Annotated in this window: 17 protein-coding genes and 1 tRNA gene; 8 read left to right on the top strand and 10 right to left on the bottom strand. The window is 70.3% G+C overall.

Annotated features, from left to right (window positions below; translation table 11 throughout):
• Positions 1 to 436: 436 nt before the first annotated feature.
• Positions 437 to 1,828: a cystathionine beta-synthase gene (locus ACFPIH_RS02625; protein ID WP_381167698.1), complete on the bottom strand. Its 1,392-nt coding sequence runs from the start codon at positions 1,826 to 1,828 to the stop codon at positions 437 to 439.
• A gap of 152 nt (positions 1,829 to 1,980) precedes the next feature.
• Between ACFPIH_RS02625 and ACFPIH_RS02630 the strand changes: the two genes are divergently transcribed.
• The 3 genes from ACFPIH_RS02630 (at position 1,981) to ACFPIH_RS02640 (ending at position 5,528) form a co-directional block, all read left to right on the top strand.
• The gene (locus ACFPIH_RS02630) at positions 1,981 to 3,018 is read left to right on the top strand and encodes an SGNH/GDSL hydrolase family protein (RefSeq protein WP_381167700.1); all 1,038 of its coding nucleotides are present in this window, start codon (positions 1,981 to 1,983) and stop codon (positions 3,016 to 3,018) included.
• A gap of 228 nt (positions 3,019 to 3,246) precedes the next feature.
• The gene (locus ACFPIH_RS02635) at positions 3,247 to 4,467 is read left to right on the top strand and encodes an acetyl-CoA C-acetyltransferase (protein WP_381167702.1); all 1,221 of its coding nucleotides are present in this window, start codon (positions 3,247 to 3,249) and stop codon (positions 4,465 to 4,467) included.
• A 269-nt stretch (positions 4,468 to 4,736) separates the two neighbouring features.
• Entirely contained in the window at positions 4,737 to 5,528 is a 792-nt protein-coding gene (locus tag ACFPIH_RS02640) for a hypothetical protein (protein ID WP_381167704.1), read from the top strand.
• A gap of 9 nt (positions 5,529 to 5,537) precedes the next feature.
• On the opposite strand, the gene ACFPIH_RS02645 is transcribed toward ACFPIH_RS02640, so the two are convergent.
• Entirely contained in the window at positions 5,538 to 5,849 is a 312-nt protein-coding gene (locus tag ACFPIH_RS02645) for a hypothetical protein (protein ID WP_381167706.1), read from the bottom strand.
• Between the two features lie 104 nt (positions 5,850 to 5,953).
• Here ACFPIH_RS02645 and ACFPIH_RS02650 point away from each other — a divergent pair, with 104 nt between their 5' ends.
• Positions 5,954 to 6,181 carry a DUF4287 domain-containing protein gene (locus ACFPIH_RS02650; protein WP_381167708.1) on the top strand — a complete coding sequence of 76 codons (228 nt, stop codon included), beginning with the start codon at positions 5,954 to 5,956 and terminating at the stop codon, positions 6,179 to 6,181.
• 65 nt (positions 6,182 to 6,246) lie between these two features.
• On the opposite strand, the gene ACFPIH_RS02655 is transcribed toward ACFPIH_RS02650, so the two are convergent.
• From ACFPIH_RS02655 to ACFPIH_RS02665, 3 genes are all read right to left on the bottom strand, one after another.
• Positions 6,247 to 7,134, bottom strand: coding sequence for a Bax inhibitor-1/YccA family protein (locus tag ACFPIH_RS02655; protein WP_381167711.1), 888 nt, complete (start codon positions 7,132 to 7,134; stop codon positions 6,247 to 6,249).
• Between the two features lie 225 nt (positions 7,135 to 7,359).
• On the bottom strand, positions 7,360 to 8,535 hold the full coding sequence (locus ACFPIH_RS02660) for a 4-hydroxybenzoate 3-monooxygenase (protein ID WP_381167714.1): 1,176 nt from the start codon (positions 8,533 to 8,535) through the stop codon (positions 7,360 to 7,362).
• Positions 8,536 to 8,647: 112 nt separating this feature from the next.
• A tRNA-Leu gene (locus ACFPIH_RS02665) sits at positions 8,648 to 8,731 on the bottom strand.
• Positions 8,732 to 9,192: 461 nt separating this feature from the next.
• Between ACFPIH_RS02665 and ACFPIH_RS02670 the strand changes: the two genes are divergently transcribed.
• Together ACFPIH_RS02670 and ACFPIH_RS02675 are read left to right on the top strand one after the other, a co-directional pair.
• A complete protein-coding gene (locus tag ACFPIH_RS02670) occupies positions 9,193 to 9,990 on the top strand; it encodes an ABC transporter ATP-binding protein (RefSeq protein WP_381167717.1) in 798 nt (265 codons plus the stop codon).
• Positions 9,990 to 12,518, top strand: coding sequence for an ABC transporter permease (locus tag ACFPIH_RS02675; RefSeq protein WP_381167720.1), 2,529 nt, complete (start codon positions 9,990 to 9,992; stop codon positions 12,516 to 12,518). The genes ACFPIH_RS02670 and ACFPIH_RS02675 overlap by 1 nt, the downstream gene beginning before the upstream one ends.
• Before the next feature lie 47 nt (positions 12,519 to 12,565).
• Here ACFPIH_RS02675 and ACFPIH_RS02680 read toward each other — a convergent pair whose 3' ends face one another.
• Both ACFPIH_RS02680 and ACFPIH_RS02685 read right to left on the bottom strand, forming a co-directional pair.
• Positions 12,566 to 13,855, bottom strand: a complete 1,290-nt coding sequence (locus ACFPIH_RS02680; protein ID WP_381167723.1) for a class I SAM-dependent methyltransferase — start codon at positions 13,853 to 13,855, stop codon at positions 12,566 to 12,568.
• A 220-nt stretch (positions 13,856 to 14,075) separates the two neighbouring features.
• Positions 14,076 to 15,464, bottom strand: a complete 1,389-nt coding sequence (locus ACFPIH_RS02685; protein ID WP_381167726.1) for an NAD(P)/FAD-dependent oxidoreductase — start codon at positions 15,462 to 15,464, stop codon at positions 14,076 to 14,078.
• Between the two features lie 520 nt (positions 15,465 to 15,984).
• Here ACFPIH_RS02685 and ACFPIH_RS02690 point away from each other — a divergent pair.
• Positions 15,985 to 16,257: a type II toxin-antitoxin system Phd/YefM family antitoxin gene (locus ACFPIH_RS02690; RefSeq protein WP_381167729.1), complete on the top strand. Its 273-nt coding sequence runs from the start codon at positions 15,985 to 15,987 to the stop codon at positions 16,255 to 16,257.
• Positions 16,254 to 16,523, top strand: a complete 270-nt coding sequence (locus ACFPIH_RS02695; RefSeq protein WP_003990768.1) for a type II toxin-antitoxin system RelE family toxin — start codon at positions 16,254 to 16,256, stop codon at positions 16,521 to 16,523. The genes ACFPIH_RS02690 and ACFPIH_RS02695 overlap by 4 nt, the downstream gene beginning before the upstream one ends.
• A gap of 4 nt (positions 16,524 to 16,527) precedes the next feature.
• On the opposite strand, the gene ACFPIH_RS02700 is transcribed toward ACFPIH_RS02695, so the two are convergent.
• From ACFPIH_RS02700 to ACFPIH_RS02710, 3 genes are read right to left on the bottom strand one after another with little or no spacing between them, the layout of a single operon-like run.
• The gene (locus ACFPIH_RS02700; RefSeq protein WP_381167733.1) at positions 16,528 to 17,469 is read right to left on the bottom strand and encodes a Ppx/GppA phosphatase family protein; all 942 of its coding nucleotides are present in this window, start codon (positions 17,467 to 17,469) and stop codon (positions 16,528 to 16,530) included.
• Entirely contained in the window at positions 17,466 to 18,071 is a 606-nt protein-coding gene (locus ACFPIH_RS02705) for a DUF501 domain-containing protein (protein WP_381167736.1), read from the bottom strand. The genes ACFPIH_RS02700 and ACFPIH_RS02705 overlap by 4 nt, the downstream gene beginning before the upstream one ends.
• A 34-nt stretch (positions 18,072 to 18,105) precedes the next feature.
• A complete protein-coding gene (locus tag ACFPIH_RS02710) occupies positions 18,106 to 18,582 on the bottom strand; it encodes an FtsB family cell division protein (RefSeq protein WP_381167739.1) in 477 nt (158 codons plus the stop codon).
• Positions 18,583 to 18,635 lie beyond the last annotated feature (53 nt).

An 18,635-nucleotide genomic window follows, 5' to 3' on the forward strand; every position in this document is an offset into this window, starting at 1 on the left:
CCGTCAATTGAGGAACCACGACGGCGAGCGACCACAGCCGCGAGAGCGGCGCCGGTTCAGGCGCAAAGGGGGGCTATGCGCGGGGACCGCCGCACCCCCGTTGCCGGGGGGCGGGACGACGGCGGTCCCCGCGAGGGACGCGAGCCGGGTCAGGCCGGGCTGCGCGTCCTTGGCGCCTGTGGAGGTCCGGGAGCCGCTCCGGAGGTCCGTGACGCCGTTCGGTTGCCGGCCTGGGCGGGGAGCCGCTCCCGCCCTGCCGACATCCACCAATGTGCCGGACGCGTGTTAAGCGTGTGCTGCGCGGACGTGACGCGCTCGTACCACTTCCGCCAAGTCCACCACTTGGGTAGACAAACGGAAGTTCGACGCCCGGACCGCTGATTCACCGCAGGTTTCCCGGAGGTTTCCCTCAGCGAACCCGGGAAGTTGCGGGTCCTTACTTGGCGCCGCCCTTGGCCAGGAACGCCAGCAGGTCCTGGCGGCTGACGACACCGGTGGGCTTGCCCTCGACGAGCACGATCGCCGCGTCCGCGCCGCCCAGCACCGACATCAGGTCGCCGACGGGCTCGCCGGAGCCGACCTGCGGCAGCGGGGCCGACATGTGCTTCTCCAGCGGGTCGGAGAGGGAGGCCCGCTGGGTGAACAGGGCGTCGAGCAGCTCGCGTTCGACGACCGACCCGACGACCTCGGCGGCCATGACGTCCGGGTGACCGGCGCCCGGCTTCACGATCGGCATCTGCGAGACGCCGTACTCGCGCAGCACCTCGATGGCCTGGCCGACGGTTTCGTCCGGGTGCATGTGGACGAGGGACGGGATGGCGCCGTGCTCCTTGTCGTTGAGCACGTCGGCGACACGGGCGCTGGGGCCCTCGTCCTCCAGGAAGCCGTAGTCGGCCATCCACTCGTCGTTGAAGATTTTTGAAAGGTACCCGCGTCCGCTGTCCGGCAGCAGGACGACCACGACGCCGTCCTCGTCGAGCGTCTCCGCGACCCGCAGCGCCGCCACCACGGCCATCCCGCAGGAGCCGCCGACCAGCAGCCCCTCCTCCTTGGCGAGGCGCCGGGTCATCTGGAAGGAGTCCTTGTCGGACACCGCGACGATCTCGTCGGCGATGGTCCGGTCGTAGGCGGTGGGCCAGAAGTCCTCGCCCACGCCCTCGACGAGGTACGGCCGCCCGGAGCCCCCGGAGTAGACCGACCCCTCGGGGTCGGCGCCCACGACCTGCACCCGGCCCTCACTGGCGTCCTTCAGATAGCGCCCGGTGCCGGAGATGGTGCCGCCGGTGCCCACACCCGCCACGAAGTGGGTGATCCGCCCGTCCGTCTGCTCCCACAGCTCGGGGCCGGTGGAGTGGTAGTGGGAGGCGGGGTTGTCGGGGTTGGAGTACTGGTCGGGCTTCCACGCGCCCGGCGTCTCACGGACCAGCCGGTCGGAGACGTTGTAGTACGAGTCGGGGTGCTCGGGGTCCACGGCGGTCGGGCAGACGACGACCTCGGCCCCGTACGCGCGCAGCACGTTGATCTTGTCGGTGCTCACCTTGTCGGGGCACACGAAGATGCACTTGTACCCCTTCTGCTGCGCCACGATGGCCAGACCCACACCGGTGTTCCCACTGGTCGGCTCGACGATCGTGCCGCCCGGCTGCAGTGCCCCGCTCTTCTCGGCGGCCTCGATCATGCGCAGGGCGATGCGGTCCTTCACGGAACCGCCCGGGTTGAAGTACTCCACCTTGGCCAGGACGGTCGCCCGGATGCCCTTGGTCACGCTGTTGAGCCTCAGCAGCGGGGTGTTGCCGACGAGGCTGATCATCGAGTCGTGGAATTGCACCGTTGTCTCCGGTTGCTTGCAGAAAAACAGTGGTCGTAGTGGTTACGCCAGCCTACGGGGCGTGCGACAGGTTCACTCCCTGTTGAGATTGGCCGACGGTCGGTACGGGGCAAGGAGTGGATGTACGGACACGAGGGAGGTGACGGCGAGGCATGACGAGGATGTCGAGGGCGAGGGTGGCCCGGCGCATCGCGGCCGGCGCGGCCTACGGCGGCGGCGGTATCGGTCTGGCCGGGGCGGCGGCCGTGGGACTGCTGCTCGCGGAGGCGCGAATGGCCCGGCGCCATGTGAACGGCTTCGGTGTCCCCGCGCACGTCCCGCACGCGAACGGCCGCTACGGCCGCGCGTACGACGCGCCCGGCACCCCGGCCGCGGAACCCCTGTACCTGGTGCTGCTGGGCGACTCCACGGCGGCGGGCCAGGGCGTCCACCGCTCCGGCCAGACCCCCGGCGCCCTTCTCGCGTCCGGCCTGGCGGCGGTGGCGGAACGCCCGGTGGTGCTGCGCAACGTGGCGCTGCCCGGCGCCCGGTCCGACGACCTGGACCGCCAGGTCGCGCTGGTCATGGGGGACTCCGACCGGGTGCCCGACGTCTGCGTGATCATCGTCGGCGCGAACGACGTCACCCACCGCCTGCCGCCCACCCGCTCGGTACGGCACCTGTCCTCGGCGGTACGGCGGCTGCGCACGGTCGGCGCCGAGGTCGTGGTCGGCACCTGCCCCGACCTCGGCACGATCGAGCCCGTCCCCCAGCCCCTGCGCTGGCTGGCCCGGCGCGCCTCCCGGCAGCTGGCGGCGGCGCAGACCATCGGCACGGTGGAGCAGGGCGGCCGGACGGTGTCCCTCGGCGACCTCCTCGGCCCCGAGTTCGAGGCGAACCCCCGCGAGCTGTTCGGACCCGACCACTACCACCCCTCCGCCGAGGGCTACGCGACCGCCGCGATGGCCGTCCTCCCCAGCATCTGCGCCGCCCTCGGCCTCTGGCCGGCCGAGGAGGAGCGTCCGGACGTCACCCGCCGCGAGGGCTTCCTCCCGGTCGCCCGGGCGGCGGCGGAGGCCGCCTCGGAGGCGGGCACGGAGGTCGCGGCGGCGATGCCGACAGGCCCCCGCGGCCCCTGGGCCCTGCTCAAGCGCAGGCGCAGGCGGCGGGTGCCGGAGGCGGAGCCCTCCGAGACCCAGGCAAGCGCCTAGACCCCGGCAAGCGCCTGGGCCCCGGCAAGCGCCTCGACCCGGCAAGAACCCGGACCCGGTCAAGAACGCAGACCGAGCAAGAACGCAGACCCAAGCAAGAACGTAGGCCCAAGCAAGCGCTTAGAAAGTGCGTCGAGTGTCACACGGCCGCCCCCGTGACCCAGGCCATACGTACCGGTAACTTCCCGGTACGTACGCCCGCCCGCCCTTCCCGCCAATGGAGCCGTGATGCCCGAAGCCGTCATCGTCTCGACCGCCCGCTCCCCGATCGGCCGCGCCGTCAAGGGCTCCCTCAAGGACCTGCGCCCGGACGACCTCACCGCCACGATCGTCCAGGCCGCCCTGGCCAAGGTGCCCGGCCTCGACCCGAGGGACATCGACGACCTGATGCTCGGCTGCGGCCTCCCCGGCGGCGAACAGGGCTACAACCTGGGCCGTATCGTCGCCGTACAGATGGGCATGGACCATCTGCCGGGCTGCACGATCACCCGCTACTGTTCGTCGTCCCTCCAGACCAGCCGCATGGCGCTGCACGCCATCAAGGCAGGCGAGGGCGACGTCTTCATCTCGGCCGGCGTCGAGATGGTCTCCCGGTTCGCCAAGGGCAGCTCCGACGGCCTCCCGGACACCAAGAACCCCCTCTTCGCCGAGGCGGAGGCCCGCACCGTCGCCACCGCCACGCAGGAGGGCTCCACCTGGCACGACCCGCGCGAGGACGGCCTGCTCCCCGACCCCTACATCGCGATGGGCCAGACCGCGGAGAACCTGGCCCGCGCCAAGGGCGTCACCCGCCAGGACATGGACGAGTTCGGCGTCCGCTCGCAGAACCTCGCCGAGGAAGCCATCAAGAACGGCTTCTGGGAGCGCGAGATCACCCCGGTCACCCTCCCCGACGGCACGGTCGTCAGCAAGGACGACGGCCCGCGCGCCGGCGTCACCCTGGAGGCCGTGGCGGGCCTGAAGCCGGTCTTCCGCCCCGACGGCCTCGTCACGGCCGGCAACTGCTGCCCTCTCAACGACGGCGCCGCCGCGGTCGTGATCATGTCCGACACCAAGGCCCGCGAGCTCGGCCTCACCCCGCTCGCCCGCATCGTGTCGACCGGTGTCTCCGGCCTCTCCCCCGAGATCATGGGCCTGGGTCCGGTCGAGGCGTCGCAGCAGGCCCTCCGCCGGGCCGGCCTCACCATCGACGACATCGACCTGGTCGAGATCAACGAGGCGTTCGCCGCCCAGGTGATCCCCTCCTACCGCGACCTGAACATCCCGCTGGAGAAGCTGAACGTCAACGGCGGGGCGATCGCGGTCGGCCACCCCTTCGGCATGACGGGCGCCCGTATCACCGGCACGCTCATCAATTCCCTCCAGTTCCACGACAAGCAGTTCGGCCTGGAGACGATGTGCGTCGGCGGCGGCCAGGGCATGGCGATGGTCGTCGAGCGCCTGAGCTGACCCGTCCGTAACCGCCGAGGGACCCACCGTGAGCACCTGGCCCGAAGTCCGGGAAGCCTCTGGACTTCGGGCCGTTTTGTGATCCAATCTCCCCCAGGATGTGACCTATCTCCCTCGATCGGGGATTTACGCAGCTCAGCGCAGTTGAACACCAAACTTCAGGCCCAAAGTCCTGTCCGTTTCGTGATGTTACGCACTGACAGCTGGATAGTCCGCCCTTCAAGCTGATGTAGGAAGTCGGGGGTCGACTTTGAACCGGGAGTACGTCAGTGAGCGCCATGCCGATCGCCTTGTTGGTCACCACGGCCGCCACGGGCGCCGTGGGCGTCGCCGTCCTGCGCACCCTCTTGCAGCTGCGCCGGCAGGTCGCCGCCCTGCACACCCAGCTCGCCGCCAACGCCGCCGCGGAGCGACGCGGGTTCGTCCCGGCCGCCCGGACCGCCGCCGACACGGCTGAGATACGCGCCGCCGTCGCCGAGGCGCTGGCGGAGGAGCGGGAGCGGGAGCTGGCCGAGGCGCGCGCCTTCTGGGCCGCCCAGGAGGCCCGTGACGCCTCCGAGACGCCCTCCCTGCTGGGTCTGCCGGACAGCGAGCTGTTCCTGCCGCGCCAGGCCGACTTCCTCGGTCTTGAGCCGCTGGAGCCGGTCACCGAGCCCGGCCTGGACACCGACGAGTTCACCGGGGACTCCGCGGAACTGGCCGCGGCCCGCCGCCGCCACCCCTCCCACCCCGACTTCGTCCCGGTGCAGTCACCGGTCGTGAACGACCACGAGCGCACGGTCGCCACCCTCGAGGAACTCGCCGCGTCCCAGACCGAACTGACCGACGTCCGCCCGGGCCCCCTGGGCACCCTGGACGTCTACGTCTTCGCCGACGGCACGACCCTCTGCATGACCCCGGGCCACCGCGAGACCGCGGAGCGCCTGAGCGCAGCCCTGACGGCCGGCGAAACCCCGTTCCTGCTCGGCGGCTCGGGCATCTCCGGCGCCTACACCCTGACCTTCGCGTGCGGCGAGGAGAACGTCTACATCCTGGCGGACCGGGTCATAGCCAGCCTCTGACGCACACCGTCACACCCCTGCCCTCTTCTGCGCCTCCTCCACCAACCGCACCGCTTCAGCGACCTGGGCCTCATCCGAAAGCACCACAGCCAGGTCATGCACGGCCACGGTGATCTGATCGGCCGCGGCGAACATCCCGGCATCGGGCATCTCCCGGGGCTCCACACCGGGCGCCTCGATCGCCTGCGCCCACCGGGCCAACTCACGGGCCAGCCCCAGCGCCTCCCCCGCCGCACCTCTCTGCAACCGGCTCTGCGGAGCGGCACGCAAACGATCGGCGAAATGATCCACCGCACGGGTCAGAGGCGTCGTATCAAGCACGCGGTGAGCGTACGCGTCGCACCCGGACTGTTGCCAACGGGCGAACGCTCAGGCACGGTGACCTGAAGGACCGGCTTACATCCCCTTTGCAACCGGAGGCGCCGATGTCCCATGTCCTCTCCGAGGAGACCCACCGCAACATGCTCTCCCGCATCCCCCATTGCACCGGTCGTGACGTGGCCGACTGGCTGCGCACCGTCGACGAAGGCCCCGCTCTCCGCTTCGAGGAGAAGGTCAGCTGGCTGCGCCACGAGCACAATCTCGCGTACGGCCACGCCAAGGCGATCATCCACGAGTACGAACTGAGGAGGGCCGCGCGCAAACTCCTCTAGCGCGCCCATGACGAAGGGCCCCGGTAGCGATACCGGGGCCCTTCGCTCGCTTGCTGCAACAGCCGCTAGTCGTTGCTGTTCAGGATCGCCAGGAGCCGCAGGAACTCCATGTAGATCCACACCAGCGTCAGCGTGAGGCCGAACGCGGCGAGCCAGGACTCCTCGCGCGGAGCGCCGTAGGCGATGCCGTCCTCGACCTGCTTGAAGTCCAGGGCGAGGAAGCAGGCGCCGAGGATGATGCCGATGACCCCGAAGACGATGCCGAGGGCACCGCTGCGGAAGCCGAGGCCGTCACCGCCGCCGAAGACGGTGAACAGCAGGTTCACGGCCATCAGCAGGACGAAGCCGAGCGCGGCGGCCATCACGAACCCGTAGAAGCGGCGGTTGACGCGGATCCAGCCCGCCTTGTACGCCACCAGCACCCCGGCGAACACCGCCATGGTGCCGAGCACCGCCTGGGCGACGACGCCGTCCGCGATGTACGTGGACACCGCCGACGAGATCACGCCGAGGAAGACGCCCTCGAGGGCGGCGTACGACAGGATCAGCGCCGGGACGGGCTTGCGCTTGAAGGACTGGATCAGGGCCAGCACCATCGCGACCAGACCGGCGCCGACGGCGATGCCGTAGGACTTGCCGATGTTGGCCTCGTCGACCGGCAGCAGCAGCCAGGACAGGACCGCCGTGACGACCACGGTGCCGAGCGTGGTCGCGGTGCGCGCGACGACGTCGTCCATGGTCATGGCACCGGGGGTGGCCGGGGCCTGGGGCGGTGCGCCCTGCTGTACGTCCTGCTGGGCGTACGGGTTCTGCGCGTAGGGGTTGCCCGACGCGTACGGGTTGGCCTGCGTGCCGACAGCGGGTCCCCCGGCCTGCGGCGCGGCGTTGAAGCCCGCGTAGCCGTTGTCGCGGCTGAACCCCCGTCGCGAGAAGACCGGGTTTCTGCTCCTCATTTCACTCCTCCGTGGCCACACAGCGCGGCCTTGGCATCAAGGGTAATAGGTAGGCAAAGGATTGACCCTAGTGCTTGGGGAGGATCTTTCCCTCTCGTGCTGCGCAACACGCTACGCGGCAGCGTGATTCCCGGTACGGGAGGGCCTCATTCATGACCAAGCCGGTACATGCCCGGAACCGGCCGGAGACTGTCCGGCAGGCCGTCCGGCCGACCTGCCGGTCGTTCACCCGAACGGGAACCCGGTGTACCCCTCGGCCAGATCGGTCGCGGCGGCCCGCGAGGAGGCGATCCTCTCCAGCCGGGCGAGCTGGAGCCGGTCCTCGAAGGGCGTGGCGCCGGGGTCGCGGTGCAGCAGGGTCGTCATGTCGTACGAGAACCGCTCGGCCTGCCACACGCGCCGCAGACAGGTGGCGGAGTAGGCGTCGAGCAGCTCGGCCGATCCCGTCTCCTTCCGGTGCGACAGCGCCCGCGCGAAGGTCACGACGTCCCCGACGGCCAGGTTCAGCCCCTTGGCGCCGGTCGGCGGCACGATGTGGGCGGCGTCCCCGGCCAGGAACAGCCGGCCGTGCCGCATGGGCTCGTGGACGTAGGACCGCATGGGCGTGACGGACTTCTGGGTGATCGGCCCGCGCTCCAGCCTCCACTCGTCGTCGGTCTCGAAGCGCCGCTCCAGCTCGTCCCAGATCTCCTCGTCGCCCCAGGACTCGGCGTCCGTGCCCTCGGGCACCTGGAGGTAGAGCCGGGAGACGGACGGCGAGCGCATGGAGAGGAGCGCGAAGCCCCGGTCGTGGCGGGCGTAGACGAGTTCGTCGTGCGAGGGCGGCACGTCGGCGAGGATGCCGAGCCAGCCGAAGGGGTACGCGCGCTCGAACACCCGGGTGAGCTCCGCCGGGATCGCCTTCCGGGCCACCCCCCAGGAGCCGTCGCAGCCGACGACGTACTCGCACTCCAGTACGTCCTCGACGCCCTCGTGCCGGAAGCGCACGCGCGGCCGGTCGCCCTGTACGTCCTCCACCGCCAGCGCCTCCGCCTCGAACAGCAGCGGGCCGCCCTCCTTCAGCTGGAGGGCGATGAGGTCCTTGCACACCTCGGTCTGGGCGTAGACCATCACCGACCGGCCGCCGGTGAGTCCGGGGAAGTCGACCCGATGGCGCTTGCGGTCGTAGCGCAGCTCGATGCCGTCGTGCCGCAGCCCCTCCCGGTCCATGCGCTCCCCGGCCCCGGCGGCGCGCAGCACGTCCACCGTGCCCTGCTCCAGGATCCCGGCCCGCTGCCGCTGCTCGACGTAGGCCCGGTCGCGGCTCTCCAGGACGACGGAGTCGATGCCGGCGCCGTGGAGCAGCCGGGCGAGGAGGAGGCCGGCGGGGCCGGCGCCGATGATGCCGACGGTGGTGCGCATCGGGCGTTCCCTTCCGGTATTCACATACCGTGTTCGCACGGTGAAGTTTTTTTCACCATTCCGCGACCAGAGTCTGCGCCCGCCTTCAGCAGGTGTCAATGAGGCGCGGAAGTGCCCAGAGCCGGACTTGAACCGGCACGCCCGCGAAGGGGCAGCGAGGTTTAAGCTCGCCGTGTCTGCATTCCACCATCTGGGCAGGCCATGGGCTCCGCGTGAGCTTCCGACCCTATCGGGACGCGTCCCCCGAACAGCGGAAGAGCGGACCGATGTTGTCTTATTTTATTGACGTCTGAGGGAGCATCAGCACATGGAACTGGCCATCCGCACTTGCCAGTAGCCTCGCGTGCGGCCGCCACCCGTGTTTGCGGAATGACGGAATTTCACCGCCCGAACGAGGGTGCTTCACCGGTTCTTGACGATGGGTCAATTGGGACAGGCCTGAAACACCCTCAGAAATCGCCTCGGCGCCTCTCAGGGACAGGTGTCATCCCCAGGTATGACACCGCGGGGTGTGGTCCGACTCCAGTCGCCCCCCGGAACGGGAACAGCGACTGACTACACGGCGGCGGCCGGCCGCAACGATGGTGCGAGTCCCACCGGAGCGACCGCCCACAGCGACCGCTCGGACCGGCCGCCGTCCCGACAGGAGCCCTTCCCGTGACCACCACCTCCCTCTCCCGGACCACCGCCGTGGCCGCCCGGGCCACGGACCTGTCGAAGATCTACGGGCAGGGTGAGACCCAGGTGGTCGCCCTGGACCGGGTCTCCGTCGACTTCCGGCAGGCCGAGTTCACCGCGATCATGGGCCCCTCGGGGTCGGGCAAGTCCACGCTGATGCACTGCGTGGCCGGGCTCGACACCTTCTCGTCCGGCTCCGTGCGCATCGGCGACACCGAGCTCGGCTCGCTGAAGGACAAGCAGCTCACCAAGCTCCGCCGGGACAAGATCGGGTTCATCTTCCAGGCGTTCAACCTGCTGCCGACGCTGACCGCGATCGAGAACATCACGCTCCCCATGGACATCGCGGGCCGCAAACCGGACAAGGCGTGGCTGGACAACGTGATCCAGATGGTGGGGCTCAGGGACCGGCTCGGCCACCGGCCCGCGCAGCTCTCCGGCGGCCAGCAGCAGCGCGTCGCCGTCGCCCGCGCCCTGGCCTCCCGGCCCGACATCATCTTCGGTGACGAGCCGACCGGAAACCTCGACTCGCGCTCCGGCGCCGAGGTGCTGGGCTTCCTGCGCAACTCCGTGCGGGAGCTGGGCCAGACGGTGGTCATGGTGACCCACGACCCGGTGGCGGCGGCGTACGCGGACCGGGTGGTGTTCCTCGCGGACGGCCGGATCGTCGACGAGATGTACGGGCCCACGGCCGACACCGTCCTCGACTTCATGCGTGGTCTTCCCGGGGGAAACCCCCGGACCCCCGAGTTCGACGCGAAGGGCCGGACCAGCTGATGTTCCGCACCGCCCTGCGCAACGTCCTCGCGCACAAGGCCCGGCTCATGATGACCGTCCTCGCCGTGATGCTCGGCGTGGCCTTCGTCTCCGGGACGCTCGTCTTCACCAACACCCTGTCCAACGCCCTGCAGAACAGCTCCGCGAAGGGCTTCGACCAGGTCGACGTCGCCGTGTACCCCGAGTTGCAGGAGGACACCGGCGACCGGATCGGCAAGGTGTCCGAACTGACCGAGGCTCTGCGGAAGCAGAGCTCCGAGGTGACCGGCGCCGCGTCCGCCATCGGTGTGGTGAGCGGTTTCACCGCCATCGCCGACAAGGACGGCAAGCTCGTCGGCGGCGGCTTCCAGTCGCAGGGCGGCAACTTCTGGGGCGACAAGGACGCCCGGTACCCGATCGAGGAGGGGAAGGCGCCGTCCGGCGCGAACCAGGTCGCCATCGACTGGAAGACCGCCGAGCGCACCGGCTACAAGGTCGGTGACACCGTGCGCCTCTCGATCGACGGCCCGGTGCTGAAGCCCACCATCACCGCCGTCTTCAGGACGGACGACGGCAATGTCGCCGCCGGCGGCAGCCTCGCCCTGTTCGACACCCCGACCGCACAGCGGCTGTTCGGCAAGACCGGCACGTACGACGAGGTCGACGTGCAGGCCGCCGCCGGCACCTCGCAGACCGCGCTGCAGGCCGCCCTGGACTCCGCCCTGCCGAAGAAGCAGGTCGAGACCATGACCGGCAAGGAGCTGGCCGACAGCCAGGCCTCGGCGATCGCCGCCTCGACGAGCGGGCTGAGGCAGGGCCTGCTGGTGTTCGCCGGGATCGCGCTGTTCGTCGGCACGTTCATCATCGCCAACACCTTCACCATGCTGGTCGCCCAGCGCACCAAGGAACTCGCGCTGCTGCGGGCGGTCGGCGCCTCCCGCCGCCAGGTGACGCGGTCGGTGCTGATCGAGGCGTTCGTGGTGGGCGTGGTGGCCGGCGTGACCGGTCTGGTGGCCGGCATCGGCATCGGCGCCGGACTGCGCGCCCTCGTGAACACCCTGGGGGCGACCGTCCCCGACGGCCCGCTGGTCGTCTCGCCCGGCACGGTCGCGGCCTCCCTCGCGGTCGGCGTGGTCATCACCATGCTGGCCGCCTGGCTGCCCGGCCGCCGCGCCGCCAGGATCCCGCCGGTCGCCGCGATGAGCAGCGTGCACGCCAAGGCGACCACCAAGTCGCTGGTGCTGCGCAACACCCTGGGCGCGCTGTTCTCGGCGGCGGGCGTCGCGGTGGTCCTGGCCGCCACGACCATGAACGGCTCGGACGGCCAGGCCCCCATGGGTCTCGGCGCGGTCCTGCTGATCATCGGCGTGTTCATCCTGACCCCGCTGCTGTCCCGTCCGCTGATCGCGGCCGCCGCGCCGGTGCTGCGGATCTTCGGGGTCGCCGGCAAGCTGGCCCGCCAGAACTCGGTGCGCAACCCGCGCCGTACGGCGGCCACCGCCTCCGCGCTGATGATCGGCCTCACCCTGATCACCGGCATGACGGTGATGGCGGGCAGTCTGCAGAAGTCCATCGACAAGATGGCGTCCGCCGCGCTCAGCGCCGACTACGTCGTGTCGATGGCGAACGGCAACTCGCTCTCCCCCGACATCGAGAAGCAGCTGAAGTCCGCCGACGGGGTGACGGCCATCAGTCCGATGCGCAACGCGCAGACCCGGATCGACGACACCACCGAGTACCTCACCGCTGTCAACGGCTCCGCGATCGGCGAGCTGACCGACCTCAAGGTGGACGACGGCGCGTTCAAGGTGGGCGGCACACGGGTCGTCGTCGACGAGGACACCGCCGAGTTGCACGGCTGGAAGGCCGGCTCGACGTTCCGGGTGGCGTACGAGGACGGCCAAAAGCAGCAGCTGACGGTCTCCGGGGTCTACGCGGGCAACGAGCTGATCAGCGGCATCCTGCTCGACACCGCGACGCTCGCCCCGCACCAGGACGACCCGGACGACATGCGGGTCATGCTGAAGACGTCCGGCGGCGCCTCGGACGCGACGAAGGACCGGCTGGAGAAGGCTCTCGGCAGCAACCCGGCCATCAAGGTGCAGAGCAAGCAGGACCTCTCCAACGAGATCGCACAGATGTTCACACTGCTGCTGAACATGCTCTACGGCCTGCTCGCGATGGCGGTGATCGTCGCCGTGCTCGGGGTCATCAACACCCTCGCGATGTCGGTCTTCGAGCGCTCGCAGGAGATCGGCATGCTGCGGGCGATCGGCCTGGACCGGCGCTCGGTGAAGCGGATGGTCCGCCTGGAGTCCCTGGTGATCTCCCTGTTCGGCGGTGTGCTCGGCATCGGCCTGGGCGTGTTCTTCGGCTGGGCGGCCGGTGAACTGGTCGGCGCGAGCATGCCGACGTACGAGCTGGTCCTGCCGTGGGGCCGGATCGCCCTGTTCCTGGCGCTGGCCGGCGCGGTGGGCGTCCTGGCGGCCCTGTGGCCGGCCCGGCGGGCGGCCCGTCTGAACATGCTGTCGGCCATCAAGTCGGAGTAGCGCGGAAGCGGTCGAGGGCCCCGCGGCGACGCGGGGCCCTCTCGCGTTCAGTTCCAGATGCGGGACCGCAGCGGCAGCCCGGAGGAGCCGGACTCCGGAGTGCGGACGGCCAGGACCTGGTTGACGCCGATGCGGTTGCGTTCGAAGCCGAGGGCGGAGGCGGCCATGTACAGCCGCCAGACCCGGGCGCGCCCCGGCCCGGCGAGCCGCGCGGCGCGCTTCCAGTCGGCCTCGAGGCGGGCCACCCAGTGGCGCAGGGTGAGTCCGTAGTGCTCGCGGATCGACTCGACGTCCCGGACCTCGAAGCCGGCCCGTTCGAGCTGGGTGACGGTGGTACCGACGGGCGCCAGCTCACCGTCCGGGAAGACATAGGCGTCGATGAACTCGTCGACGTGGTAGGCGGACTCGTCGCCGTGGGGGCGGCGGGCGATCTGGTGGTTGAGCAGCCGCCCGCCGGGCGTGAGGAGGGCGTACAGCTCGCTCGCGTACCCCAGGTATCTCTCGGCTCCGACGTGCTCCGCCATCCCGATGGAGGAGATCGCGTCGTACGGTCCGTCGGAGACGTCCCGGTAGTCCTGGACCCTGATCTCCACCCGGTCGGTGAGCCCCGCGTCGGCGACGCGCTTACGGGCGTACGCCGCCTGTTCCTGGGAGAGGGTGACGCCGACGACCCGCGCCCCGTGCTCACCGGCCGCGTGGATCGCCAGCGAGCCCCAGCCGCAGCCGACGTCGAGCAGCCGCTGATCCGGTGTCAGGGCGAGCTTGCGGCACACGAGTTCGAGCTTGTCCCGCTGCGCCTCTTCGAGAGTGGCGCCGGGGTCGGGCCAGTAGGCGCACGAGTACACCATCGACGGGCCGAGGACGATCTCGTAGAAGTCGTTGCCGACGTCGTAGTGGTGGCTGATGGCGCGGCGGTCGGTGCGGCGGGTGTGGAGGTGGCCGGCGCGCCGGACCTCCTCCAGGGGCGGAGCGGGCGGCAGCGGCGGCCCGGCCAGCCCGAACAGCCCGCGCACGGCCGTACGGAACTGGGGGTCGCGTACGGCCTGGGCGAGCGTGCGGGCGTCCTCGCCCCGTTCCCAGATGAGCCCGGAGAGCAGTTCGAGCGCGGCGTACACGTCCCCCTCGATCTCGAGGTCCCCGGCCACCCAGGCCCGTGCGAGCCCCAGCTCACCGGGCTTGAACAGCAGACGGCGCAGGGCCCTGCGGTTGCGTACGACGAGGGTGGGCGCGTCGGGCGGGCCCGCCTGAGAACCGTCCCAGGCACGGACGCGTACCGGGAGCGGAACTCCCAGCAGCTGTTCTACGAGGGCGTGGAGCCGCGGCGCGGCGTCGGTCATGGAGCACACCTCCGTGACGGTGATCCCAAATTTCTTGGCATCACGTAAACACCTGGAGGTGCCGGTCGCAGTCCCCCACGCGCGTCATGACTGGGCAAACCCGCCGTACGACCGACTGCCGCCACCTCGGCCGCACGCGAGAAGACCCGCCGCACGCCGCAGGGGCCGCCCGCACCACGGATGGCGGGCGGCCCCTGCGGGCTGGGTCAGGAGGCGGAGGTCAGGAGGCCTTGGCCTTCTCGGTCTCCGGCTTCGCGGCGGCGGCCGGGGCCGGCGCGGGCTTGGCGGCCTCGTAGAACTCCTCGCGGGGGTTCTCCATGGCACCGAGGGCGACGACCTCGCGCTTGAGGAACATGCCGAGGGTCCAGTCGGCGAAGACGCGGATCTTGCGGTTCCAGGTCGGCATCGCCATACCGTGGTAGCCACGGTGCATGTACCAGGCGAGACGGCCCTTGAGCTTGATCTTCATCTTGCCCATGACGATCATCGCGACGCCCTTGTGGAGGCCGAGACCCGCGACCGCGCCCTTGTTGGAGTGCGCGTACGGCCTCTGCTGGAAGCCCCGCATACCGGAGACCACGTTGTCGCCGAGGACCCTGGCCTGACGCAGCGCGTGCTGGGCGTTCGGCGGGCACCAGGCGTTCTCGACGCCGGCCTTGCGGGCGGCGACGTCCGGGACCTGGGCGTTGTCGCCCGCGGCCCAGATGTAGTCGGTGCCGGTGACCTGGAGGGTCGGCTGGGCGTCCACGTGACCGCGCGGGCCGAGCGGGAGGCCGTAGCGGGCCAGGACCGGGTTCGGCTTGACGCCGGCGGTCCACACGATCGTGTTGGAGTCGACCTCGAGGCCGTTCTTCAGCACGACGTGGCCGTCGACGCAGGAGTCCATGGAGGTGGAGAGGTAGACCTCCACGCCACGGCCTTCCAGGTGCTCCTTGCCGTACTGGCCGAGCTTGGGGCCGACCTCGGGCAGGATCTTGTCCGCGGCGTCGACCAGGATGAAGCGCATGTCCTCGCGGGACACGCTCCGGTAGTACTTGGCCGCGTCCCGGGCCATGTCCTCGACCTCACCGATGGTCTCCGCACCGGCGAAGCCGCCGCCGATGAAGACGAAGGTGAGCGCCTTGCGGCGGATCTCCTCGTCGGTGGTGGAGTCGGCCTTGTCGAGCTGCTCGAGGACGTGGTTGCGCAGGCCGATGGCCTCCTCGACGCCCTTCATACCGATGCCCTGCTCGGCGAGGCCGGGGATCGGGAAGGTGCGGGAGACCGCGCCGAGCGCGATCACCAGGTAGTCGAAGGGCAGCTCGTACGCCTCGCCCACCAGCGGGGCGATCGTGGCGACCTTGCGGTCCTGGTCGATGGTGGTGACCCGGCCGGTGAGGACCTCCGCCTTCGGCAGCACGCGTCGCAGCGGGACGACGACATGGCGCGGGGAGATGTTGCCGGCGGCGGTTTCGGGGAGGAAGGGCTGGTAGGTCATGTACGACCGGGGGTCGACGACCGTGACGGTCGCCTCGCCGTAGCGCATCTTCTTGAGAATGCGCCGAGCTGCGTACAGGCCTACGTACCCACCGCCTACTACGAGGATCCTGGGACGCTCCGTGGTGCTCATGGCATCGAGTATCCACCCGCCCCAGGGGGGTAGCTCGTGCGCCCCTTCACAAGCTTGTGCGGGGTGTGTGCTATTCTCCGCGACCCGCGTGATCCACATCATGGCGCGGAACGTGAACCTGTGTACCCGACACCCCGTTGTCAATGCCGCGTGAGCTGCCTCTCCGGGTGTGCGAGCCCTCCGTGAGGTGCTCGCGGCCCACCCCTGCGAGACCGTCGCGAAACGTCCGCGCGCGCCTCTTTTGAACATGTTCACAGGGGTGTTGGGGCCCCGGAAGGGTCAACCGGCAACTCTTCGTCCTCCGACAGGACCGAATTCCTTGTGAAGAACTTCACGAAGTTTTCCGACGGAGTGTCGCGGAGGGGCCCACGAGGACCCCTCTCGCGCGCTCAAACGGGCTTTGTCCCTGCTCAGCAGAGTGCCCTTCGCTCGGCAGAGCGACCACGCGATGCCATCGGGGATGTCCCACGAACGCGACTCACCCTGGCCGCGTGTACACATACGTGCGTACACTGACGTCATGACCGAGGACACCGTGACCATACGGGAAGCCCGCGCCCATCTCGCGGACCGCATCAACCTGGCCGAGGAAGGCACCCCGACGGTCATCACCCGCAACGGCACTCCGGTGGCTGCCGTGGTGCCGATCGCGGATTTCGAAGCCCTGGAAGCGGCGGCCGACGTCATGCTGGCCCGAGAGGCCGAAGCGGTCCTGGCCGAGAACGGCCCCACCGTGACCATGGCCGAGCTGCTGGCAGATCTGTTCACCGAGCGCGGTGAAGGCACCGCGTGAAGTACGCGTTCCGGTTCACCACGGCGGCGCAGCGGCAGCTCCGGGCCATCAGTCGGCTTGACGCCATGCGCATCCTGACCGCGTTGACCGCACTCGGTGACGACCCGTATCGCGAGGACGCCGACGTCAAGAAGCTCACCGGCCCGTCGGGGCTCTACCGGCTGCGGGTCGGAAGCTACCGGGTCGCCTACCAGATCAACGATGGCGAACTCGTCATCCTCGTCGTCAAGGTGGGCGACCGGCGGGACGTGTACCGCAACCTGTAGCCGGTCAGGCCAAAGACCAGCCGATCCCGTCGAGGATGTCGTGCTCGCTCACCACGACCTCCTCCGCACCGATCCGCTCCATGATCGAGAGAAGGACCAGCGCGCCCGCGGCGATCACGTCCACCCGGCCCGGATGCATCGACGGGACCGCCGCGCGCTCGGCGTGCGTGGAGCGCAGCAGCCACTCGGTGATCTCGCGGACCTTGTCGTACGACACCCGGGAGTGGTGAATGGCCGCCGTGTCGTACTCGGGAAGGTTCTGGGCGATGGCGGAGACCGTGGTCACCGAGCCCGCCAGGCCGACCAGGGTGCGCGCCTCGCGCAGCGGCACGGTCTCCTCCGCGAGGTCCAGGGCCGCCTCGATGTCGGCGCGCACCGCCGCGACCTGTGCGTCGGTCGGCGGGTCGGTCACGGCGCCGTCGACCACCAGGTGGCGTTCGGTCATCCGGACGCAGCCGATGTTCACCGAGCGGGCGGCCCGTACGTGCGCCTCGCCGACCACGAACTCCGTCGAGCCGCCGCCGATGTCCACCACCAGGTAGGGCTTCGCCAGGTCCGCACGGCCGGTCAGCTCCCTCGTGGCACCCGTGAAGGAGAACTCCGCCTCCTGGTCGCCGCTGATCACCTCGGGCTCGACGCCCAGGATGTCCAGCACCCCGCGCACGAACTCGTCGCGGTTCTCGGCGTCCCGGGAGGCCGAGGTGGCCACGAAGCGGAGCCGTTCGGCGCCGTGCTCCTTGATGATCGCCGCGTACTCGCGGCACGCCGCGAAGGTCCGCTCCAGCGCCTCCGGCGCCAGCCGCCCGGTGCGGTCGACGCCCTGGCCGAGCCGCACGATGGTCATCCGGCGGTCCAGATCGACCAGCTCGCCGGTCTCGGGGTCGGCGTCGGCGACCAGGAGGCGGATCGAGTTCGTACCGCAGTCGACGGCGGCGACGCGGGTCATCGGGCGTCTCCCTCGACCGGCTTGAAGGCGAAGTGGCCCGAGCCGTCCTCCGACGTCTCCACCTGCCATCCCTCACCGGACGGCGGCCCGGCAGGCGTCACGCACGTCCCCTTGCGCCACCACTCCGGCAGCATCGCGAGGGCCTCGTCGCCGAGCGGGTTCACCCCCGGGCCGGCGGCCAGGGAGTGCGCCACGAGCACGTGCAGACACTTCACGCGGTCCGGCATGCCGCCCGCGCTCGGGAAGCCCTTCAGCTCCTCGATCTCGTCCCGGCGGCGGACGTAGTCCTCGTGCGCGGCGCGGTAGGCGGCGGCGAGCTCCGGGTCGGTGCCCAGCCGGTCGGTCATCTCCTTCATCACGCCGTTCGCCTCGAGCGTGCCGATCGCGGAGTTCGCCTTGGGGCACGTCAGGTAGTAGAGCGTCGGGAAGGGCGTGCCGTCGGGCAGCCGGGGGGCCGTCTCCACGACGTCCGGCTGCCCGCAGGGGCACCGGTGCGCGATGGCGCGCAGCCCGCGCGGCGGACGGCCGAGCTGCTGTTTGAAGGCCTGGACGTCCGCGTCGGTGGGCTCGGTGCGCGGGGTGGTCGGCGGGGGATTCTGCATGCTTCGGGGTTTGTCTCTCTGTCAGTTCATCGATTCATCGATCGGAGGCGTCCGCCTTGTCGACGCCGTCCCAGACGTTCACGTACCAGGGGCGGTCGGCCGCTCCGAGGTCCGCGCGGGCCTGCTTGGCCGCGTCCGGGTCGATCACGACGTAGCCGGTCTCCCCCGGCATCACATAGTGCAGCCGCTGCCGGATCTGCTGCTCGGCGTACGCGTCGTCCTGCCAGCGCGCCTTGGTGTCGCGCAGCTGTTCGACCCGCTCGCTGGCCTGCTGCTTCTCCCGCTCCAGATCGGCGATCTCCGCGCGCTGGGAGACGTACTGCCGCATCGGGTAGGCGAGTGCCACGATCAGCGAGCACAGGACGAGCGCGAGCAGCGCTGCGCGGCCGGTGAGGCGGGAGCGGCGGGCCTGGCGTTTGGTCTGCGAACGGTAGACCCGGGCCGCGGTCTGCTCGCCGAGCAGCTTGATCCTGGTCGCGGTGGAGAAACGGTCCCGGTCCTTGACTGCCATCGGCTCTCCGCCTCCCCTCTCACACGCGTACGTCCCCGCACACGGTACGGGAC

The organism is Streptomyces vulcanius, from assembly GCF_042653945.1.
GTDB classification, from domain to species: Bacteria; Actinomycetota; Actinomycetes; order Streptomycetales; family Streptomycetaceae; genus Streptomyces; species Streptomyces mangrovi.

Bases quoted from the DNA above. Each gene is read 5' to 3' on its own strand.
- ACFPIH_RS02690 (WP_381167729.1), top strand. From the start codon at position 15,985: ATGACCGAGGACACCGTGACCATACGGGAAGCCCGCGCCCATCTCGCG.
- ACFPIH_RS02660 (WP_381167714.1), bottom strand. From the start codon at position 8,535: ATGCGCACCACCGTCGGCATCATCGGCGCCGGCCCCGCCGGCCTCCTC.
- ACFPIH_RS02655 (WP_381167711.1), bottom strand. From the start codon at position 7,134: ATGAGGAGCAGAAACCCGGTCTTCTCGCGACGGGGGTTCAGCCGCGAC.
- ACFPIH_RS02675 (WP_381167720.1), top strand. From the start codon at position 9,990: ATGTTCCGCACCGCCCTGCGCAACGTCCTCGCGCACAAGGCCCGGCTC.
- ACFPIH_RS02650 (WP_381167708.1), top strand. From the start codon at position 5,954: ATGTCCCATGTCCTCTCCGAGGAGACCCACCGCAACATGCTCTCCCGC.
- ACFPIH_RS02700 (WP_381167733.1), bottom strand. From the start codon at position 17,469: ATGACCCGCGTCGCCGCCGTCGACTGCGGTACGAACTCGATCCGCCTC.
- ACFPIH_RS02685 (WP_381167726.1), bottom strand. From the start codon at position 15,464: ATGAGCACCACGGAGCGTCCCAGGATCCTCGTAGTAGGCGGTGGGTAC.
- ACFPIH_RS02705 (WP_381167736.1), bottom strand. From the start codon at position 18,071: ATGCAGAATCCCCCGCCGACCACCCCGCGCACCGAGCCCACCGACGCG.
- ACFPIH_RS02710 (WP_381167739.1), bottom strand. From the start codon at position 18,582: ATGGCAGTCAAGGACCGGGACCGTTTCTCCACCGCGACCAGGATCAAG.
- ACFPIH_RS02630 (WP_381167700.1), top strand. From the start codon at position 1,981: ATGACGAGGATGTCGAGGGCGAGGGTGGCCCGGCGCATCGCGGCCGGC.
- ACFPIH_RS02635 (WP_381167702.1), top strand. From the start codon at position 3,247: ATGCCCGAAGCCGTCATCGTCTCGACCGCCCGCTCCCCGATCGGCCGC.
- ACFPIH_RS02680 (WP_381167723.1), bottom strand. From the start codon at position 13,855: ATGACCGACGCCGCGCCGCGGCTCCACGCCCTCGTAGAACAGCTGCTG.